The following is a 22,020-nucleotide window of genomic DNA, read 5'->3' on the forward strand; positions in this document are numbered from 1 at the left end:
CAGAGCGTCGCGTACCCAAGGCGGTACGCAAGCGAGGCGCAACGCGGCGAGCCGGGATGGATCGGGGGCCGAATGTAACATGATTTTTGAGACGCGACACTAGTGGAAGTCGGTGATCAGGACTACGTCCTGGTTCTCGGAGCCGAAGGTGAAGACGACGCTCTTGGAGTCGCGGGCCCAGCGGGAGATCGTGATCTCGCCGGTCTTGAACTCGGTCAGCCGGGCGGGCGGCCCGACCGCCCCGGGATTCAGAAGCCATAAGCTGTCCTTCTGGCCGAGCCGGCGACGCAGCAGGAGCCTCTTGCCGTCGGGCGACCATTCATGGCCACGGAGGCGACCTTCGGTGAAGCGCGTCAGCTGCGCGGCGTCGTCCTTCGCGATCGACCGGCGCATGAGGTTGAAGCCGCTGGCGCGGTCGATGTAGGTCACGGCCTGCCCGTCGGGCGTCCACTGCAGGTCCTCGGCGCCAGGAGGAAGCAGGAAGGACGCAACGGGCTCCCCGCCTTCGGCAGGAATGACGATACGCCGCGGATAGGCCCGGCCCTCGACTTCATCCCGCTTCGTGTATATCAGGAGGCGGCCATCGCGCGTGGTGGCCACCGTTCCTCTGAGCAACTCGGTGACGAGAAGCCGGGGCTCCCCTCCGGCTATGTCCACTGCCCATAGCGCCTGCGGTTCACCCACCTTGTTGAAAAACACCGTCTTGCCGGACTCAGAGAGCGCCACGAAGAGTTCTCCCGGGCCGTCGGTCAGCTTCCGGAGACTGCCACCGTTGGGATCAATCCGCCACAGATGGAGGACTCCCCCCTTTTCCGCTTGGGTGAAGACGATGCCAGCGCCTTCGGCGAACGTCAGGTCGACGACATAGACCCCTTGGGTCGTAAGCTGTCTCCGGCCGGAGCCGTCGCGCTCCATGCGCCAGACGAACATCGCATCCCCCTGGGGAGCCGTGAAGGCGATCGGGCCACCGCCCAATGGCGCGATGAATTCGACCGACGCGGCGCCTCCCGAAGCGAAGGTGAGCGGCTGCGCCTCCCTCCCGGGCTCCAGCGAAGCCACCCAGACATTGCGAATGCCGGTCCGGCGGATGGCGGCGATAGAATTCCCGTCGGAGGAGAGGGAAAGGCGCGTGTATCCATCCAGATCGGTCGTCATCTTGCGGGCCGCTCCCTCCGGGAAGGACAACCGGTAGATCTGGCTGCCGCGCGAGCCGAGGACGAAGGCGCTTACGAAGATGGCGCTGCCGTCTGGAAGCCAGCCGAGGCTGTCGGCATAGAGCCAGGTCTGCGAACCGACGTTTTTCCGCTCTCCGCTTTCCACGTCGATCGCGGCGATCCAAGTATGAAGTCCGCCCACCGCGCTGGCCATCGTCATTGCGATCCGCCTGCCATCCGGAGACCAAGCCGGTGAGGCGTGGAGGTTGAGCGGGTCGAAGGTCTCCGGACCCTTGATGCGGATCAGCTCGCGCTCCTTGCCCGTCTCCAGCTCCGCGATGACGAGGGAATCCCCCTCGCCGAGCAGGCCCCGCCGGAAGCAAATCCGCTTCCCGTCGGGGGAGAAGGTTAGGGCGGAGTCCACGTCGAAGGCGACTTTCCGCGGGGTACCTCCCAGCGACGCGACCTGGAATAGAGCGCTGTAGTTGGGAGACTGGGGGTCCCGGTTGAGGAAGTAGAGGTAGTCGCCGTCTGGGGAAAAGCTGATCCCCCCGAACGCGAACTCCTGTGGCGGAAGGACCTGCGCGTCGCTTCCCGTGCGCACCTGGCGCACGTTGAGCGACGCACGATCGCCGACGGACGTGACATAGGCCAGGTAGCGGCCGTCGCCGGAAAGGACCGCCTCGTCGAGGTCGTTCCGGCTCATGAGGGTGGAGATCTTCATCTGCTGGGAGACCGGCGCGGAGGAGGGCTCCGATCCAGTCCGCCCGATGAGGCTGTAGAGTCCGACAGCGAGGCCGCCGAGCCCCAGGAGGGAGGCCGCGGCGATCCAAGCCGCGAGGCCCTTTCGCCGGGCGGGCGGCACACCGAGGGCGCCCGAGGTCACGGTGCCCGCGGAAGTGGCCGAGGCGGAGAGGGAGTCGTATTCGTCCACCACCTCGTGCAGATCGATGGCCAGATCCTTCATCGACTGATAGCGCTGTTCAGAGCTCTTGGCCAGGCAGCGTCGGATCAGCCGACGGACCTCGGCGGGTACGTCTGGATTCAGCTCCTCCACTGGCGCCGGCCGCTCGCGGAGGATGCGCTGCATGGTCTCCACGTCGGTGTCGGCAACGAAAGGACGCGTCCGGGTGACGGCTTCGTAGAGAATGCAACCCATTGAAAAGATGTCGGACCGATAATCGACCGGCTTCCCCTGCACCTGCTCGGGGCTCATGTAGCCGACGGTGCCCAGCACGACTCCGCCACCGGTAACCCCCTCCGTCGGCGCGCTTGTCAAACCCTCGCTCGAGTCCATTGGCCTGTCCGTGAGCTTGGCTAGACCGAAGTCCAGCACCTTGGCGAAGCCGTCCTTCGAGATCATGATGTTGGCGGGCTTGAGATCCCGGTGAACAATCCCGGCGGCATGGGCCTTGGCGATACCCTCGGCGGCCTGGCCGAGCCACCCGAGGAGGGTCTTCACGTCGGTCTTCTCGTGATGGATCTTCTGGCCGAGGGTTTCGCCGCTGACCAGCTCCATCGAGATGAAATGCACAGAGTCGGAGCCGGGCTTCACGACGCCCTTGCCGATCTCGTGGATGGTGACGATATTGGGATGGTTTAGCGAAGAGGCTGACTTGGCCTCCGTGACGAACCGCCGGAGGCGCTCCTCATTGCGGACGAGGTGTGGGGGAAGGATTTTCAGAGCAACGCTGCGCTCGAGCGTCTCGTCCTGCGCGATGTAGACCTCACCCATGCCGCCGGCGCCGAGGGGGCCGACGATGCGGTAGTGGGAGATCCGGTCCTCAGGCTGGAGGCTGCTGCTCACCTTCGCGGTCTCCCGGGCTCCATCATTCCCGGTGGAGCTTCATGACGCCCCCGGCCTCATCGGGCTCCAGCGTCCACATTTCTAGTGTACACAAAAAACAGGACTTATTCCCAGAATCAGGTGCAGTGATCAGTGGCTTGTCCGCAGGGCCGTCGTCCGGGCTATTCGCCTCAACGTCCTGGCATTTACCCGCAGTCTCTTCGTGTTTCCCCCAACCCATGGGTCGTTCGTTTCCTCGCCTCCGCGACCGCTGGGACAGCTACCTGGCCGGGACGACCTTCCCGAGGCAGGACTCACTCCTGCTGGATCAGCGATAAGCATCGGGCAGAGCCGGGCGTCGCGGGGATCGTCGAGAAGGCTGTGCTAGAGTGTTCGCCGCATGATGGAATCGAGCGCCGGACGGACGGAAGAGGATCTCTTCGAGGCGAATCGCCGCTTCTACGACGCCATGTGGGCGGGAGCGCGACTCGTCACGGCCGAGCGCTTCAACACCTGGCCCCTGGTCCGCTCGCTGCTCACGCCGTCCTCCCGGCTGGAAGTGGGCCCCGGCCTCCGGCCCCGCCTGCCGATCGCCGGCACCCACTTCCTGGACGCCAGCGCTCCGGCCCTGGAGGTGCTGCGCGGGCTGCAAGGGCGGGTGGCGCTCGGGCGCATCACGGCGCTTCCCTATCCCGACGGCTGCTTCGATCCGGTCTGCGCGCTCGACATCATCGAGCACGTCGACGACGAGCACGGGGCATTCGCGGAGCTGGTGCGGGTGACGGCCCCGGGCGGCTCGCTGCTGTTGTCCGTGCCGCTTCATCCGTCGCGCTGGACCACTTTCGATGATTTCGTGGGGCACCGGCGGCGCTACGAGCCCGGACGCCTGCTGGAGACGCTCGACCGGCACGGATTGACGGTCGAGCGCAGCGCCGGGTACGGGATGCAGCCCAAATCCTCGCGCCTGCTCGATTTCGGGATGTGGTGGCTCCAGCATCGGAGGGATCGCGCCATGTGGTGGTACAACCACGTGATCATGAGGATCGGGCTGCGGTTTCAAAAGAAGCTGGCGGTCGTCCCCGGGATGATCGACATGGAGGAAGTGGACGAGATCCTGCTCGTCTGCCGGAAGAACGGAGCCCGCGGGCAGGGCGCCGGGGAACCAAAAGTTTCGGCAGGGATCACTGGCAGACGACCATGAGATCCACCGGAAAAGTGTCGGAGGCGACGAGATCCATGCTCTCGGGACTCTGGCACATGCCCCAGCCGTTGTGCCGCCGCAACTCCACGCGGATCCCGGTGATCCGGTAGGAGGGCCCCCATCCCGGCGCCGCCGCCGCGTCCCGGCAGAAGACGGCGTCGTAATGCCCCGAATAGACCGTGCCTCCAAGCTTTCCTCCCACCCACTCGAATCCGAGCCCATTGCTCTCCGGGACCACGGTGCCGCATTGGTTCTTCTCCAGGATCGGTTTCCCGCCCTCGCGCAGAAGGTAGCTGAAGAGCCGCATCGTCTCTCCCGCCTTCACCGAGCGGTAGATCGGATACTCCAGGTTGAACCGCCCGTAGTCGCAGTTGCAATCGGGGGAGGCGTGGAACGACATCGCGACCGTGAGCTTCCCCGCGGCGGGCTTCGGCGGCGCCGCCACGGCGATTTCGTTGCGATCCGTCCGGACGGGGGAGGAAGGACAGGTGAACAGAAGCGTCCGCGGCAGCTTGGCCACGCCGTTGAATATCTTGTCGCCCGCGGGATTGGTCACCGTGTACAGGACAGCCGGGACGCGGACGACTCCGGCCGAAGACTTCGGACAGGTGAGCGTCATGCGGCTCTGCGCAATTCCCTGAAGGCCTTCGAGCGTTCCGCTGGCCTCCCAGTAGTTGCGCGGCGAGATCTTGCCGTTCTCATCGAGGAGCGCGGGAAAGATCCGTCCCCCGGCCGGCTTCAGCAGTTTGTAGGCGAAGCTCACCGTGACGTATTTGCCCGCTTCGAACTTGGCCGAAAGCGGTCCCTGGATCACGCGGGCCGCCGTGTCGATTCCGGCGACCTTCACCACTCCCTGCGGGGCCGCCGCGCGGTCGGGTTCTCCGAAACGGATCTCGACCGGCGACGAAACGGGATAAGGAGCCTGCCGCACGGCGACGTAGCGACGGGGAGCGCCCTTGACGGGATAGGCGCCCAGATCGATCTGGAACGTGCGCCATTCCTGCCCGGAAGCGGGCGGCTCGATCGACGCCTGGCACAGGAGCGGGGCGGTCTGGAAGCCGGCGGAGGGATTGCCGGCGCGCAGCTCCCAGAGGGCGGATCCGGCGCCGGAGCTCGCGGGCTTCCATCGCAGCTGCAGGACGCCCGCCTCGTCGACGGAAAGATGGTCCGTCCAGGATCCTTCCTGGGTGAGGACGTTCCAGCTCCAGGCTTCGATCCGCGGGGCCGCGAGGGCGACCGGGCCGGCGCCGCTCCCCGCGCCGGCGCTCCCGCCTGTTCCCCGTTTGACGAACGGCGGGGGCCGGCGCGGCGGTCGGCTCAGTGGCGCGCTCTGCTCCCGCCCTTCGGCGGCGGGCCGGAAGGCCGGGACGCGCCCCTCGGAACCCGTGGAAGGCGGGGCGGCGCGATTCGGAACGACCGGAGAGCGGCCCGCCGGAGGCGCGAGCCGGCGGATCACCCGATCGCCGCGGAATCCTGGCTGGAATTCGAGCCAATCGCTCCAGGGACCCGGCGGATCGGCGCAGCGCGCCCGGAGCCGCCATCGTACGCTTCCGGGCGCGGCGGCGGAGAACCATCCTGCGTCGAGGCTCTCCTTGCCCTCCGGACCGGAAAGAGTTCGGCGCGCTTGCGGAGAAGGTTCCCTCCAGCGACGGGACGCCGCATCCCACGCGGACAGCTCCACCGCGTAGCGCCGGATGGTGGCGCCCCGTGGAGGATGGATGACGAGGTCCATCCGCCCCGAGGTGCCTCTCGGCATTTCGACCCGGGGAGGACCGGTGCCCTTCCGGGCTTCGCGCGAGACGGCTCGCCCGCCGGCGAACGCCCGCGAATCTCGTTGGGCGCCGAGACCGAGAGTCGCCGCGGCCAGCCAGGACCCCAGGACGAGCGCGATGCCGCGCCGCATCCGGCCGGGCACTCTGCGTTTCGTCAAGAGGAGGCGCACCGCGGAGCCTAGGGAGACGGCTTGCGGGTCGGGGCCGAGCGCAGCTGCCCTTCGGGCGGCTCCTTCGGAGCCGCGGCCAGCCTCCGGCCGAACATCTTCCATTCGCTCCACGGGGCTTCCAATCCGTCGATCTTGACACGCAGCCGCCAGCGGACTGCGGCGGGGGCCTGCTCGTCCAGCCATGAGCTTGGAAGCGTGGCGCTCAGCGAGCCGTCCGGGTCGGCCTCGATCGTCCGGGAGATCGCCTCCGACCAGTTCTGAGCGGCGCCGTCGTAGAACGACAATTCCAGGAGGTAGCCGGAAGGAAGGCCTCCGGACGGAGGGAGGATCTGGATCGGGACGTCGGCTTCGTAGACCTTCCGCTCGGGATCCTTCACCGTGGGGGACAGCCCGGCGGCCCCCCCGCCGCGCGGCGCGGCTTTCGGGAGATGCAGCCGGCGGGCCGCTTCCGGTGACGAAGCTTCGGCGGGAGATGCTGCGCGGGGCGGGGCGGCCTCGGATCGGAAGCGGGCGTTGAACACCCGCCAGGCGCTCCAGACGACCGGATCCCGGCTCGCTCGGGCGCGCAGGCGAAACCGCCGTGGGTCGGGGGAGGATTCCCCGAGCCATTCCACCGGCAGAACCCCGGCGACCCGTCCGTCCTCTCCGGCGGCGACGGACCGGACCTCCGGGGAGGCCCATCCCTGCGCCGCTCTATCCCACGACGAGATTTCGAGGATGTACTCCGCCGGCAGGCCCCCTTTTTCCGACGCCGGGGGCGCGAGGCGCAGTGGCACCTCCTCCTCGTAAAGCTTCGCTTCCGGCTCCTCGATCGCCGGCGCGAACGCGGCGGCCGCGGCTTTCGTGAGGCTCCTGAGGGCCCGGCCGCCGCCGTCCCTGGTCTGAGCTTGGGCGGGAGCGGCCAGGACGGCCGCGATCAGGACCCACTCGATCCGTCGCCCCCGCGATCCCGCAAGTCGTCTCGACATGGCGATTCCTCCTTGGTCGTCACTCGATAAACACGGAATCGCCCCGGGGAAGGGGCCGCATCACCCGAGGATTACCCGGACTTCGTGGGTGCGCCCGTCGTCGACCAGGGGAATCGAGGCTTCCGGGGGAAGAACCGACGCGTCGAGGCGGAGATCGACGACCCCGCGACAAACGGAGCGGGGGTTTTCCACGGTGATCCGGTAGCGCGCCGAGCCGTGGCGATAGACGATCTGGTAGCCCTTCCAGGCCCGCGGGATGCACGGATCGATGCGGAGCTCGGCGCCTCGCTTGCGAAATCCCAGAATCGACTCGATTCCGGCCCGGTAGAGCCAGCCCGCCGCCCCCGTGTACCAGGTCCAGCCGCCGCGCCCCGCATGGGGCGCCTCCGAGTAGATGTCGGCGGCGACCACGTAGGGTTCGACCTTGTAGCGGCCGGCATCGCCCATCCGGACGGCGTGGCGGATCGGACTGAGGAGGTCGAACAGATGGTAAGCCCGATCGCCGTCGCCGAGCTCGGTGAAGGCCACGACCGCCCAGGTCGCCGCGTGGGTGTACTGGCCGCCGTTCTCGCGAATCCCCGGCGGATATCCCTTGATGTAGCCGACGTCGAGCGGCGTCCGGTCGAAGGGAGGGGTCAGCAGGAGGAGCAGCCGATCCTCACGGCGCAGGAGACGGGACTCCAGCGAATCCATGGCGCGGCGCGCCTTCTCCGGGTCGGCCGCCCCGGAGAGGACTGCCCACGACTGGGAGATCGAATCGATGCGGCACTCTTCGTTGGCCGCCGATCCGAGCGGCGCTCCGTCGTCGAAGAAGGCGCGCCGGTACCAGTCTCCGTCCCAGCCCTCGCGGTCCAGGGAGGCCTCCAGGCCGGCGGCCGCCGCGCGCCATCGCGCGGCGCGCTCCTCGTCTCCCCGCCCTTCGGCGATGGGGACGAACTGCCTGAGATTGACGAGCAGGAACCAGCCGAGCCACACACTTTCACCCCGGCCCTCCCGACCGACACGGTTCATTCCGTCGTTCCAGTCTCCGGTGCCGATCAACGGCAGGCCGTGCGCGCCCGTCTCGAGGCTCCGATCCAGCGCCCGGGCGCAATGCTCGTAGAAGGCCGAGCGCTCCCCCGACTCGCGGGGCGCGTAGTAGGCCTCCTGCTGGGAGGCTTCCAGGGGCGGCCCCTCGACCCAGCCGGCCTGCTCGCCGAGCAGCGCGTCGTCGCCGGTGGTGCGGAGGTAGTGCACGGCGGCATAGGGGAGCCAGAGGCGATCGTCCGAGATGCGCGTCCGGACCCCCCGTCCGGTGGGCGGGTGCCACCAGTGCTGCACGTCCCCTTCGGGAAACTGGCGGCCGGCGGCCCGCAGAAGCTGCGCGCGAGGGATGTCGGGACGCGCGATCGCCAGCGCCATCGCGTCCTGGAGCTGATCCCGGAAGCCGTACGCTCCTCCCGACTGGTAGAGCGCGGAACGGGACCAAAGGCGGCAGGAGAGGGTCTGATAGAGAAGCCACCGGTTGAGCAGGAGATTGGCGGAGGGATCCGGGGTCTGGACCTCGATCGCGCCCAGAACCTGGTCCCAGTGCTCGCGAACCTCCCGCAGGAGGAGGTCGAAGCCGATGCGGCGGTATCGCTTCACGAGGGAGCGCGCTTCTTCGCGGCTCTCTCCCTGGCCCAGAAGGAACAGGATCTCGGCGCGTTGGCCCGGCTCGAGCTCGAGGCCAGTCTGCAGGGCGGCGCACGGATCGAGTCCCGCTCCGAGGCTCCCCGAAAGCTCTCGCCCCCGCTCGAGCGAGGCGGGATGATCGAGCCCGGAATTCCGGCCCAGGAACTCGAGCCGATCCCCGGTCCAGGACGCCTGCAGGCCCCCGAGATCGGCGAAGGCGATCCGCTCGGCGAACTCCCCGTTCCAGGCGTTGGTCGCGAAGATCGCCCGGGTCTCGGGATCGAGCTCGGTGACGACGTAAGGGGCGGAGTGCGCGCGGCCGACCCCGAGGACCCATTCCACGTACGCGGTCACCGAGAGCCTTCTCCGGCGCGAGCTGCGGTTCACGACGATCAGGCGGGAGATCTTGATCGGATCGCGAGGCGGCACGAGCTGCACCAGATCGAGGCCGATCCCGTGGGAGGCGTGCTCGAAGCGGCTGTAGCCCTGGCCGTGGCGGGCGACGTAGGGCGCGGAGTCCTGCCGGATCGGCAGGCAGGTCGGACTCCAGATGCGGCCGCTGTCGGCGTCCCGCACGAACAGGATCTCGCCGGGAGGGTCGCTGACCGGATCGTTCGACCAGGGAGTGAGACGGTTTTCGCGGCTGTTGACCGACCAGGTGAATCCGGAACCCGATTCGGAGACCTGGAATCCGAAGTCGGGATTGGCCACGACGTTGATCCAGGGGGCGGGGGTCCATTGCCCTTTGCCCAGGGCGACGACGTATTCGCGGCCGTCGCGCGTGAACCCGCCCAGGCCGTTGAAAAACAGAAGATCGGGAAGGTCGGCGCCGGCCGTCTCCTCCTTCTCGCGGTTCGAGCGCGGCGGCGAAGTCACGGGCTCCTGCCGCGAAAGCTCCAGGCGCGTCGTCTGCTCGAAGAGGGTGCCGCGCCGCGGCAGGATCACCACCCGCGCCGCGGAGCGGAGCAGAGTCCGATCCCGCGGAGCCAGAAGATCCTCCCGCAGGACGAAGACGCCGCCTCGCCGGATGCGGGCCTCATGCCCCGCCGCGAGCTGGCTGGCCCGGACCATCGCCTCGAGCGAATCCTGCAGGTCCTGGACGTAGGAGGGCCCTTTGGCGTTCAGCACGATCAAATCGGCGGCGATCCCCTTCAGGCGCCAGTACTCATGGGCCCGCAACATCTGCCTCACGACCTCCCGGTCTTCGTCCCGCTCGATGCGCACGAGCGCGATCGGCAAGTCTCCGGAGATCCCGTGGGCCCAGAGTCCCTCCACTCCCCCGCGGCTCGCGGCGAGGACCTGGGGCTCGGCGCGCAGGGTGCGGTCGGCGTACAGGAGACGGTTGGCCAGGCGCTGGAAGAGGTGGGCCTCGTCCCGGCCGATCTTGAGGTGATGCAGCTGAATCTGCGCCTGCGTCCAGGCGAGCGAGCTGGCGCGGTCGAACGTGGCCAGATGGCGGTATTTCTCGCCGATCTCGAGGGCCGCCTCGCGCGACTCCGCGACGAGCGTCGTGAAGACGAGGTGCAGCGTCCCCCGCGGCGGAAGGCTCACGCGCCGCCGCAGGCTGACGATCGGATCCAGGACCGTTCCCGCCGTGTTCGAGAGCGGCGCGCCGCTGGTCACCGCGATCGGGGCCCGGACGCCTCGGCCGCGCCCGAGGAACCGGGCGCGATCGCTTTCGAACTGGAGCGCGCCGCCCCCCTCCGTGTCCGCCGCGCAGACATGGGCGAGCCACAGCCGCGGGTCTTCTTCGGACCGGGGCCGGCGGCTCGCGAGCAGCGTCTCCTGCTCGGCGACGAACTCCGTCTCCACGAAGAGATTGGAAAAAGCGGGATGGGCCTCGTCGGCCGCCTGGGGAGCCAGGACCACCTCGGCGTAGGACGTGAAGTCGATCTCGCGCCTCCGGCTCTCCAGGTTGATCACCGTGAGGCGGCGAAGCTCGGCGTCGTCCTCCGGGGAGACGACGAGCTCGAGGGCGATCGAAAGGGAGCGATCCTCGCGGGTGATCTTGGCGCGGTCCTCGGCATAGATGACCTCGTAGCGATCCGCTTCCGTGCCGCTCGGCTGGAACCCGGCCGACCAGATCTGCCCCGTCTGCGCGTCGCGGAGGAACAGGAACGTCCCCCAGTCGTCCCGGGTCGTGTCTTCGCGCCACCGGCTGATCGCCAGATCGTTCCAGCGGCTGAATCCGGAGCCCGCGGCGGTCACCATGACGGTGTAACGGCCGTTGGAAAGGACGTGGCTGCGAGGCGTGACGTCGTGCGGCGATTCGAGACGGCGCAGCGCCAGGGGGGCGAGCTCGCGAACGATGGCGGGGCCGCGAACCTCCTCGCCGCGCGGGCGAGTCACGGCGACCGCCCGGGGCGTGCGCTCCTGGAGGAGCAGCTCGGCCGCCTGGATCATGGGGTGCGAATGAAACCGCCTCGGGATGAGATGGTCGTGGACCACGTTTCCCAAGGAGACGATCGTCATCCCCTGATGATGCGCCATGTAGGCGTACACCACCGCCCTCCGGGCGCTCTCCGGGAGCCGGGAGCGGGTGTAATCGAGCGCGTCATAGAACCCATAGGAGCCGCGCGCGCCGGCCTTCTCGAGGCCCGCGAAATTGTCGAGCGCGCCTCGGGGATCCAGCATCGCGGCGAGGGCGGTGGCGTAAGGCGCCACCACCAGGTCCTCGCGCAGGCCTCGCTTGAGCCCCAGCCCCGGCACGCCGAACGCCGAATACTGGTAGGTCATCTCGGCATCGCGAACGCTGTAGGCCGACTCGGAGACTCCCCAGGGGACGCCGCGCTCCGCGCCGTATTGGATTTGGCGGCCTACGGCGAGCCGGCAGGTCAGATCCAGGAGGCTGCGCTCCGGCTGGCGCATCACGAGAAGCGGCATGAGGTATTCGAACATCGAGCCCGACCAGGAGACGAGCGCGGCGCCGCGACCCACCGGGGTGAGCGCGCGGCCGAGGAGGAACCAGTGCTGCGGCGGCACGTCCCCCTTGGCGATGGCGACGAAGCTCGCGAGCCGGGCCTCGGAGGCCAGCAGATCGTACGTCGCGTCGTCGAGGATGCCGTCCGTCGCCCGGTAGCCGATCGAGAAGAGCTTGCGCGGCGCATCGAAGAGAAAGCTGAAATCCATCTCCTGGGCCATCGCTTCCGCCCGCGCGGCGATCGCCTCGAGCCGCGCGGCGGCGCCGTTCATCGCATTCTCGGATGATGGGCCGGGCGCGCTGAAGGCGTCGCCGTCCTCCAGATCGCGGACATGACTGTGTATCGAATCGCGCAGCGCCCGGGCCCAGATCATGGTCTCGCCTCCGGCGGGGAGGGAGGCGCCGAGGGCGATCTCGAAGAGACCCCCAACTCGCGCCTCCAGCTCGCGCAGCCGCCGCCGCCGTTCGTCAAGCGACCCGGGAGGGTCGGTCAAGAGAGCCGACATTCCTTCGGCGGCCCGGCGCAGGCCCGGGGGCGCATGATTTCCCGAAGCGAGCGCCTCGCGCTCCGGCAACGAATCCAGGAGCAACCGGTGAGCGTCCTTGATGCCTTTGAACGCGGAGGAATCGAGGAGCGGGGCGCGAGCCAGCTCGCGGCACGATTGTGCGAGCGCGATGAGGTTTCCGGCGAGATTGCCGCTGTCCACCGTCGAGACGTACATCGGCTCCAGGGGGCGGAGATCCCGCGTGTCGTACCAGTTGAAGAAGTGGCCGCGGAAGCGCCGCAGGCGATGCATGCTGTCGAGCGCCGCCTCGAGGCGCTCCGTCGCTTCCAGCCCTCCGATCCACCCGAAATCGCGGGCGGTCACCACGCTCAAGAGGTAAAGGCCGGCGTTCGTCGGGGAAATCCGGTGGGCCTCCACCGGCTTGGGATCCTCCTGGAAGTTGTCCGGCGGGAGGGCGTGATCGTCCGGGTCGACGAAGGCCTCGAAGAAGCGCCAGGTCTGGCGGGCGATCCGCCGCAACAACTGCGACTCGGCCCCGGAGAGCGCCTGGGACGCGGGCGCCTCCCGGGGGATGCTGAGGCGCCAGGCGACGAGAGGGGACATCGCCCAGAGCAGGAGGAACGGCGCGGCGGCCGGCAGGCCGGGCGCGTTGAAGGCGATGACCGGCAGGGCGGCGCCGGCGGCGAGCACCACGCCGTGGCGCAGCTCCCACGCGAAGGTCTTCAGGCTCAGCCCGGATCCCCGGCCGGCTTGGGCCGCAGTCTCCCACTCCAGGAGGTGGCGCTTGGTGAAGAAGAGGCGCCCCAGCGTTCGGACGATGGCATCGCCCATGAGCCAGCTCTGGTGGGCGAGCATGGCGATCGATAGAAACGATTGCGACAGGGCGGTAACGGCGTCCCTTCCCACGGCCCGGAAGTAGCTGCGCTTGGAAAAACCCCGGCGCCGGAGAACGAGGCCGTCCAGGATGGGGATGCAGAAAGGCAGGACCAAGGATCCGAAGGCGAGACCGCTCCACAGGAGGCAGGGAGCCGGGGGAAGGACCCAGGCGACCACGGCGAGGAGAAACGCCGACGGCGCCAGGAGGCTGCGCCTCAGGTTGTCCACCATCTTCCAGCGGGCGTGGCCGGTCATGCGGATCTTCCGCGCCCGCTCCGACCCGCTCCTCGCGGTGCCCAGGATCCATGGCAGGAGCTGCCAGTCGCCCCTCACCCAGCGATGCAACCGGCGGGCGGCCACCAGGTAGCTTCGTGGGAATTCCTCGAAGAGATCCAGATCGGTCGCCAATCCGGCGCGGGCGAACGAGCCTTCGAAAAGGTCGTGGCTGAGCAGCGCGTTCTCGGGAGTCTTGCCCTGAAGCGCGGCTTCGAAGGCATCGACGTCGTAGATTCCCTTCCCCGTGTAGGAGCCCTCTCCGAAGAGATCTTGATACACGTCCGAGACCGCCGCGGCGTAAGGATCGACCCCGCCGGGTCCCGAAACGATGCGCTGGTAGGCGGTGCTGGACGGCCCGGTCGGCAGCGAGGGGGTGACGCGCGGCTGGAGAATCGCATAACCCTCCACGACCCGGCCCTTCCGGCGATCGTAGCGAGGGCGGTTCAAGGGGTGGGCCATCGTCCCGACCAGACGATGGGCGACTCCCTGGGGAAGCCGGGTGTCGGCGTCGAGGGTGAGCACATACTTCACCCCCTCGGGCGCCCAGGGCGGGCGGCCCTGGACCGGCATGAACGTCGTGTCGCGGGCGCCGCGCAGGAGCCGGTTCAGCTCATGGAGCTTGCCCCGTTTTCTCTCCCAGCCCATCCACTTTCCTTCCCGGTCGTTCCACAGGCGCCGCCGGTGCAGCAGGAGAAAAATCTCTCCGCCGGGACGGGTCCCGTGCCGACGGTTCAGGTCGCGTATCCCGTCGGCCGCCGCCGAGAGGAGCTCCTCGTCCTCCGGCATCCGCTCCTGGTCCGCGTCCGTCCAGTCGGTCAGGAGGGCGAAGTGAAGGTGACCCTTCGGGTTCGCCAGGAAATGCACTTCCAGCCGCTCGATCTCCTCCGCGACGTCGGCGCGGCTCGTCAGGAGCGTGGGGACGGCGACCAGGGTCCGCAGGGGGGCGGGCACGCCGTCGGTGAAATCGAGCTTAGGGAGCAGGCGAGGCGGGAGAAGCCAGGGAACGATGCGGTGCATCAGGGCGACCGCGACTTCGGAGATCGGCACCAGGCCGAGAGCGGCAAGCCCGACGAGCCAGGAGCCCGGCACGCCGGCCGCCCGGGTCCACGAGAGCAGCCCCCCAAGGGCCCCTCCGGCGAGCAGGAAGATTCCTCCGAGATAGGCGGCGAGGGCGCGCGCGCGATAGACGCGGCGCAGGCGGATGCGCCACGGGACGCGGAAGCCGATCCGTTTCTCGAACGCGCGGCGGCCCCCGGCGACGAGGTAATGGCCGACGTCCTCTTCGGCGCGCGCCGGCAGGCGATCGAGCGCCGCGACGCCCCCGCCCGCCTCGGCCGCCTTCTCCCCGGCGTCGCGCGCCAGCCGCGCCGCCTCGCGGGCCACCTCGATTTCCGGACGACCCGAGCGGCGGGAGAGCAGCTCGATGCGTGCCCGGTACTGATCGCGCGTCGCGAAATCCATGGCGGCGAAGCCGGGGGAGGACCGCAGCACGTCGTCCACCAGGCTCACGCTCTCGAAGAAAGCCTGCCATTCGATGGAGGACATCCATCGCATGCTCGTGATGATGTTCCGGACCGTCACGTTCGCCGCGGCCTGGGCCTGATGCTCCGAGGCGACCGCCTCCTCCGCCGAGGTCCCCTGGGCGCCCAGCTTCGCTTCGAGCCAGGCCATCGCCGGCTGGAGCGACGGGTCCTCGCCGCGAAGACGCTGGATCAGCTGCACGGCGAACGCCCGATCCAAAGACGCGTCGTCCAGCTCCGCCAGGGCGTCCTCCGGGCGCTCGGCGTCCCGGCCGAGCCCCAGCAGCCGGTCGGCGAGAGCGTCGGCGCGCGCCCGCCCGTGGCGCGAGCGGATGATCAGCACCGCGAGCCGGCGCAGATTTTCCACGAGCGCGACGCGCAGGTGGATGGCCACCGCCCAGAGCTCCCCGATGGTCAGAACCTGGACGCGTTGGTAGGCGCGGACGAACCGATGGAGCGTCTCCAGCTCGAACCGGCTGTCGGTATGGGCGACGTAGGCCCACGCGAGCCCGTAGACGCGCGGGTATCCGGCGAGGTGGCCGGAGGCGATTCTCGGCAGCAGCCGGTAGTAGCCTCCCGGAAGGTGATCCCGGATATCCCGGAGCTGCTGATCCACGACGTGAAAATTGTCGAGGATCCACTCCGCGGCGGGGGTGATCTCGCGCATCGCGAGAACCGTATCGGCGATGTTCCGGTAGGCGGCCAGGAGCAGGCGGCCGTTCTCCCGGACCCGGGGGAGAAGGTTTCTCTTGCGCGCGGGCGCTTCGGTCGTCAGGTGCGCCGAGGCGAGGCTCTCGGCATGCTGCTCGAGGCGCTCGATGCCGAATATCTCGGCGCGAACCGGCTCTTCGAGCCCCGAAGGGAGCGACAGGGCGTCCTTCTTCCAGGGGACTGCTGGTATGGTGAATCGCGTCTTCACTTCAGGCCCCTTCTCCGGCCGCGGCGAGCCCGCGAGCGGCGGTCGGCGCCTTTACACGCCGTTGACGTCGGACACAACTTTTTACCTTCCTTCCCGCGACATTTACATCCGTTCCGCGTACATTCCGGCGATCCTCATCCGGATCGAGAGGATCGCGACATAAGGCCGTTCGTGTCCAAGCCGACTTCAATCCCGTGCGCCCCTCATGGCAAAAAGGAACGCCGATGATACGCCGTTTCACGACCCTGATTCTGGCCCTCGCCCTGGCCGCGACCGCCGCCGGCGCGCAAGCGACCTTCCATGGCGACGTCGCCCGCACCGGAGTGTTCGGATCTCCCGGCCCGAAGCGATTCGGCGGGGTCAAGTGGACCTTCAAGGCGGGAGGACCGATCGTCGCCTCACCGGTCGTCGCCGACGGTGTGGTGTACGTCGGCAGTCTCGACGGGCATCTTTACGCCATCGACCAGGAGAGCGGCAAGGAAAAATGGAATTTCAAGTCGCGGATGCCGATCGCCTCCACCGCGGCGGTCGCGGGCGACACCCTTTATTTCGTGTCGTCGGTCGGCTCCCTCGCGGCGCTCGAAACGGCGACGGGCAAGCCCAAGTGGGTGTTCGCGGCGGAGTTCGAGAAAAGGTTCGAAGCGAAGAACCTCCACGGGCTCCCCTCCGCCGCCCAGACCATTCCCGACGCCTGGGATCTCTTCACGTCATCGCCCGCGGTCGCGAACGGCAAGGTCTACTTCGGCAGCGGCGATTCGAACGTCTACGCCGTCGACGCCGCCACCGGCTTGTTGCAATGGAAGTTCCAGACCGGAGACGTGGTGCACGCCTCGCCTGCGGTGGCCGACGGCACGGTCTACATCGGCAGCTGGGACAGCCGTCTGTATGCGCTCCGGGCCGAGACGGGGGAGCTTCGGTGGTCGTTCCAGGCGGGGGAAGATCCCTCCATCCACAACCAGGTCGGTTTTCAATCCTCCCCCGCCGTCGTGGATGGAGTGGTCTACGTCGGATGCCGCGACGCCCACGTCTATGCCCTCGACGCGGGCACCGGCCGGAAGAAATGGGATTATCCCACCAGCAAGTCCTGGGTCATCGGAACGCCGGCGGTCCGGAAAGGCACGGTCTACGTGGGAACGTCGGACAGCTCGCGCTTCATGGCCCTGGATGCGAAGACGGGGCGCCTGCGCTTCAACTTCGACGCCAAGGCGTACATGTTCTCATCGGCGGCCGTCGCGGGGGATCTCGCTTACGTGGGGGATCACAACGGCAGGCTCTACGCCATTGAAGCGGACACCGGCCGTCTGGCGTGGGAATTTCAAACCGAAGGGTCGAGGAAGGACCCGATGAAAGCCCTCAACCCCGATGGCCGCCTCAACCAGGAGGCCTTTAAGCCCTTGTTCGGAGACTTTCAGGACATGTACATCGATTACTACCGGTTCATCTCGATCGGCGCGGTGGTGTCCTCGCCTGCCGTGAGCCGCGGGGTGGTCTATTTCGGCAGCATGGACGGGACCCTCTATGCGCTGCAATGAGAGGTCGGTTGCGGTTCTCTCGCGCGCCTTCAGGGAGCAGGTGCCGGTGGGACGGTCGGGCGCAGGCCAGAGGGCTTAGGCGGTCGCGTCAGGGACAGTTCTGGTCGCAGCGATTTCCCTGAAGGTCGACGGAGATGATGACATGCGGATTGTCGGCCGTCGGCCAGGGCCAGGCCGAAAAACCGCCGAGCGGAGGGGCGGGCAGCAGCTGCGGATACGTAACGGGATCGAATCCCGTCGAAACCGTGGGCCCGGCCCCCGGATCCCCGATGTTCGGTCCGAACGGCAGCGGCGCCGCGGGGACCGATTTGGTGCATGGCTCAGCCTGGTTGCCTGGACCCGAGATACAGATGCCCGGCCCCATCACGCGAACCGTCGCCTGAAAGTAATAATGCGACATCCTCTCCGGACCGCCGTGGCAGTCGGCGACCACACGGTCCCAGGTCCAAGCGGCGAGCAATAACGCCATCAGCATTCCGTCCTCCCGGCTCTCGAAGCATCGACAGGCCCCGGTGGAATCATCTCTTCCTTCACCGGCTGCCTCTCCAACAGATTCATGAGACATGCTTCGCCACACCGATGAGCAAGAATCCGACCAACTAGCCATCCTCATGAATTACTTTGGATTACGCGCCAGTCCCTGGAACGGAGCCCGGATCGCGGTGTTGCAAATCGTGTTTTTTCTGACGGAAATGTAACTCAGGGCTGTCGGCGGTCTCGCGAGCTCCGAGCCTCCGCCGGCCGGCGAGCTCGGGACTCCGAGAAGGAAGTAGAGAAAGCCGGAAGCCCCCCGAAGCGATGGTTCTGATATGATTTCGTTTACGACGTCAGCGGGGAGGGGCCCCAGACCGGCTTTTACGGCTCTTCGGCTTGTCCGGCTGGGGTTCCGAGCTTAGACTTTGGTTTTCGCAGCGATCTCGGCAGGCGGTTGCCCATGAAGCGAATCAGCGTCTTGATTGCCGAAGATCACACCGTCGTGCGCGAAGGTCTTCGCGCCTTGCTGACGGCCGAGGACGACATTGAAGTGGTCGGCGAGGCGCGCAGCGGGCGGGAGGCGGTGCAGCTGATCGAGAAGCTGTTTCCCGACGTGGTCGTCATGGACATCGCCATGCCGCTGCTCAACGGCGTGGAAGCCACGCGGCAGATTCTCAAGATCGTCCCTTCGACGAAAATCCTCATTCTCTCGGCTCACAGCGAAGACGAGTACGTGGAGCAGGTCACGGAGGCCGGTGCGGCCGGTTATCTCCTCAAGCAAACTGCGGCGAACGTCCTGGTGCAGGCCATCCGGGAGGCCCATCTCGGCCGGACGTTCTTCAGCCCCTCCATCTCCAAGCGCATGAGCGACCTCCAGGAGAAGGCCATCGGCCGGGGGGGGCGTCCGCGGAAAGGGGCCTCGCGGCTGACTTCCCGCGAAGTGGAAGTGCTGCAGTTGATCGCCGAAGGGAAGGCCAACAAGGAAACGGCGGCCCAACTCGGGATCAGCATCAAGACCGTCGAGAAGCACCGCCAGCACCTCATGAGCAAACTCGGGATTCACGATACTGCCGGCCTGACGCGCTACGCCATCTCCGCCGGGATCATCGAGACGAGCGGACCTATCACCATCGAATAGCGGCGCTTGGTAGCGGGCCTTTCCAGCGGAAGGCGCCGGGCGCCGCCTTTCCGGTGGGGCGATCACCCCATGGCCGCCGGTTTCCTCCCTCCTTATCATTGCTTCGCCGGTAATTTTCCTGAACGGCAAACGATGTCGCGGCCACCCGTGCGAGGAATTCGCCATTTCCTAGGAGGAACAATGAGAGAGAGAGAAGATCTGACCACCCCCAACGGCAACGGCAACAGCAACATGATGGGCATCCTGGTCGGCAGCCTGGTGGGCGCCGCCGTGGGTGCCAGTGTCGCTCTCCTGTACGCCCCGACCACCGGAAAAGAAGCGCGCGATTGGCTGGCGCGCCGGAGCCGCGAGCTGGGAGACAAGGCGGCCAGCTTGTTCGAGCAAGGCAAGGAAGCGGCCCGCCAGGAGGCCAAAAACGTGGCCGCCCAGGGCAAGGATTATCTGCACGATCTGCGCTAGTCGGTTCGTCCCCTGTGAATCAAAGAGCCGCCGAGATTTCCGGCGGCTCTTTGATTTTGGCATCGGGAGGAGCGCTTTACTTGCTCGAGCTTCCGTGCGAGGAGACATTGGCCTCCGAGGCTCTCTTCAGGGTGAACTTTCCGAAGGCGAAACCGACGTCGACGCCGCGCCCCGACCCCGAGAGGACCAGCGAAACCTCTCCCTTGGTCATCGCCTGCGCCGCCACCGATTTCCCGGCCCCGGCATGGGCCTCCGCCTGCGCGTAGGACCCGAACAGCTCGTTGATGTTCCGCGCTCCGCTGAACTTGCCGGTTCCGTTGATCACTTCCGATTTCCCGAACGTCAGGCCTCCGCCTTTGGCGACGATCCGGGCGTTCGCGCTCTGCCCGTTGTCGCAGCGGATCGTGGCGTCTCCCTTGCTGCTCTTGTAGAACGCCGACCAGCCCTTGAGATCGAACGTCATTTCGCAGGAGACCAGCGACTTGTCGGAGCCGGAATCGTGTTCCGCCCGGACGCCGCCCCAGCCCGCGGTGAGAACCAGCGCGCCCGCGAGCAGTGGTATGAACCGTCGTTTGAAACTCATCATTGCCTCCTCGTGCCGGCTCCCCGCTGCTCGGGGAGCGATTTGAGATACGCGACGATGTCTCTCCCCTCCCTCATTTCCTGCTCCGTGAGGCCCCAAAGGGCCCAGCGGGGGAGGAAGATGGGCATTGTAGTGCCGTTCCCGGCTCAGGGATGCGCCGCCTCGTCGTTCACCTCGAGGCTCGAGATCATCCGGTCGAACGTCCTCCGCAGGGCGGCGTAGTCTTCGCCGGGGGCGATGAACAAGGCGTAGATGACGTCGTCGTCGGCAAGCTCGCGGGTGAACACGGTGACCCGCTCCTCCGCGTGCGTCACCGGCGATCGGCCGGCGAGGACCAGGGAAAGGGCCGATGTGCCGCTGATGGTGTCGGTCCGCTGCGAGTTCGGGACGAGCCGCAGGTGCGGGTTGGTCCGGAGAATCTGCCCGATGAGATCGTTCGTCGCCTCGGCGAGATGGGTCCGGCTCACGATGCGGCCGCTGTGATCGACGAAAGCGTTGCCGTTGTCGTCGGGATCGGGATAGACGAACCGCTGGTTGGTCTCCGAATACATCGGGTCGTAATGGTTGACGATCACCCCGTAGACGAGGCTCCTGTCCTGGCTGCCCGTGTCGACGAACCCTCCGTCCGGGGCGAACGTCGCCCCGTAGCCGGTTGACGGCTCGTAGGCCCGCCAGTTCGCCGGATATTTGATGGTGAAGAACCCGGTTCGCTGCTCGAAGGTCCGGAAGCTCGTGGCGGGGGCGTCGATTCCCCGATAGACCCCGTCGGTACCCGCCGGGGAGGCGCCGCCGACGGGGGTCTGCCCCTTGGCGAGCTGTTGCATGGTGGGCGCCGTGGGCATCCGCTGCAGGGCGTTCTTCACTTCAGAGAAGCCGCCGACTTCCGAGGTCTCATTGATGCTCAGAGATCTTCTTTCCTTGCGGATGCGCGCGGCGCGGTCCTTCGGGGCCGGGTGGCTGCTGAAGAACTGCTGCACGCGGCCGGGGTCCCGGGAGCTCTGGCTGCGCAGGATCTCGAAAAAATCGATCATGTCGTTGGGGTCGTAGCCGGCGCGCGCCATCATCTGCGCGCCCACGACGTCCGCCTGCTCCTCGTCCGTCCGGCTGAATTTCAGGAAAAGGGCGTTCAGGCCGAACCCGCCGACGGCGTTGATGGTCTTCTGGGTGGAGCCGCTGTTTCTCCCGAGGAGGCCGCCCATGACTCCGAGGCCGGCCTGGCCCAGATAGGCCTTGGAGGCCTGATTGGTCCCATGGCGCAGGGCGACGTGGGAGATCTCGTGAGCCATCACGCCCGCGAGCTGTCCTTCGTTCTGAGCGGCCGCGATCAGGCCCCGGTTGAAATAGAGGTACCCCCCCGGAAGCGCGAACGCATTGATGTCCGAGACGTTCACCACTTTGAACTGATAGGGGTACTTGGCGCCGGGCGCCACCGCCGCCAGCCGCTTACCGATGCTGGTGACGTACCGCTCGACGGCCCGGTTCTGCAGAACCGGCAGCTGTTTCTCCACTTCCAAGGCGGATTGGCGGCCTATCTCGACATCCTGCTGCGGGGAAAAGAGATTGAATCCGGGCTTCACCTGAGTCTGCGCGAAGGCGAGGCCCGCGGCAAGCACCGTCACAATCAGGAAAAGAGCGCCGGCAATCGGTTTCTTGTTCTTGGCGGGATTCATTTCATCACCTCGATCTTGCGGGCGCCAATCGTGAAGGTCTACGTTCCACTTAGCCTTTCACGCCGTTCACTTTGGCGGCCGGAGTCCAAAGTCGTCCCAAAGTCGTCCACGACTTATTTGATGCTAGATGAATCGACGGCGCGGGAACATGGGGTAATAACCCCAGAGGGAGCGACGAAGTGCGAGAGGGGCCCCGTGTCGGGGCCCCTTGAGGAGGGGATATTCAAAGAGGGGGGAGCCTCTTCGGAAGGAAGTAAGAAGCGTCAAACAGCAAGTCTTTGACAGTGGATTGCGGCCGCCAAAGACGCGTCTCTTACGCATTTTGACTTTACGGCCATTGAGCGCCCGGGGCAATTCATCATTTTTCTGAATCCCGCGTCAGGATCTTGCTGACAGTGCAGGAGCTCCAGGACGCCGGCCCCCCGCGTGGACTAGGATAGGCG

At 67.2% G+C, this 22,020-nt stretch carries 11 protein-coding genes; 4 read left to right on the forward strand and 7 right to left on the reverse strand.

Features of this window, described 5'->3' with window-relative positions; all coding sequences use genetic code 11:
- Positions 1-99: 99 nt before the first annotated feature.
- Positions 100-2,961: a protein kinase gene (locus VGR67_11290; protein ID HEV8336994.1), complete on the reverse strand. Its 2,862-nt coding sequence runs from the start codon at positions 2,959-2,961 to the stop codon at positions 100-102.
- Between the two features lie 382 nt (positions 2,962-3,343).
- Here VGR67_11290 and VGR67_11295 point away from each other — a divergent pair, with 382 nt between their 5' ends.
- A complete protein-coding gene (locus tag VGR67_11295) occupies positions 3,344-4,141 on the forward strand; it encodes a class I SAM-dependent methyltransferase (protein ID HEV8336995.1) in 798 nt (265 codons plus the stop codon).
- On the opposite strand, the gene VGR67_11300 is transcribed toward VGR67_11295, so the two are convergent.
- The 3 genes from VGR67_11300 to VGR67_11310 are packed head-to-tail and all read right to left on the reverse strand — an operon-like array spanning position 4,122 to position 15,721.
- Entirely contained in the window at positions 4,122-6,071 is a 1,950-nt protein-coding gene (locus tag VGR67_11300; GenBank protein HEV8336996.1) for a hypothetical protein, read from the reverse strand. The genes VGR67_11295 and VGR67_11300 overlap by 20 nt on opposite strands.
- A gap of 20 nt (positions 6,072-6,091) precedes the next feature.
- Positions 6,092-7,051, reverse strand: a complete 960-nt coding sequence (locus tag VGR67_11305) for a hypothetical protein (GenBank protein HEV8336997.1) — start codon at positions 7,049-7,051, stop codon at positions 6,092-6,094.
- Positions 7,052-7,111: 60 nt separating this feature from the next.
- Entirely contained in the window at positions 7,112-15,721 is an 8,610-nt protein-coding gene (locus VGR67_11310; GenBank protein ID HEV8336998.1) for a glucoamylase family protein, read from the reverse strand.
- A 224-nt stretch (positions 15,722-15,945) separates the two neighbouring features.
- On the opposite strand from VGR67_11310, the gene VGR67_11315 reads away from it, so the two are divergent.
- Positions 15,946-17,253, forward strand: a complete 1,308-nt coding sequence (locus VGR67_11315; GenBank protein HEV8336999.1) for a PQQ-binding-like beta-propeller repeat protein — start codon at positions 15,946-15,948, stop codon at positions 17,251-17,253.
- 88 nt (positions 17,254-17,341) lie between these two features.
- On the opposite strand, the gene VGR67_11320 is transcribed toward VGR67_11315, so the two are convergent.
- On the reverse strand, positions 17,342-17,722 hold the full coding sequence (locus VGR67_11320) for a hypothetical protein (GenBank protein ID HEV8337000.1): 381 nt from the start codon (positions 17,720-17,722) through the stop codon (positions 17,342-17,344).
- Between the two features lie 465 nt (positions 17,723-18,187).
- On the opposite strand from VGR67_11320, the gene VGR67_11325 reads away from it, so the two are divergent.
- Positions 18,188-18,865, forward strand: a complete 678-nt coding sequence (locus VGR67_11325) for a response regulator transcription factor (protein ID HEV8337001.1) — start codon at positions 18,188-18,190, stop codon at positions 18,863-18,865.
- Between the two features lie 180 nt (positions 18,866-19,045).
- Complete coding sequence (locus VGR67_11330; protein ID HEV8337002.1) at positions 19,046-19,324, forward strand: YtxH domain-containing protein; 279 nt, start codon at positions 19,046-19,048, stop codon at positions 19,322-19,324.
- Between the two features lie 76 nt (positions 19,325-19,400).
- Here VGR67_11330 and VGR67_11335 read toward each other — a convergent pair whose 3' ends face one another.
- On the reverse strand, positions 19,401-19,907 hold the full coding sequence (locus VGR67_11335; protein HEV8337003.1) for a hypothetical protein: 507 nt from the start codon (positions 19,905-19,907) through the stop codon (positions 19,401-19,403).
- A gap of 146 nt (positions 19,908-20,053) precedes the next feature.
- A complete protein-coding gene (locus tag VGR67_11340; GenBank protein ID HEV8337004.1) occupies positions 20,054-21,577 on the reverse strand; it encodes a M48 family metallopeptidase in 1,524 nt (507 codons plus the stop codon).
- Positions 21,578-22,020: the final 443 nt, after the last annotated feature.

The sequence above is a fragment of the Candidatus Polarisedimenticolia bacterium genome, from assembly GCA_036004685.1.
In the GTDB taxonomy this organism is placed as follows: domain Bacteria; phylum Acidobacteriota; class Polarisedimenticolia; order Gp22-AA2; family AA152; genus DASYRE01.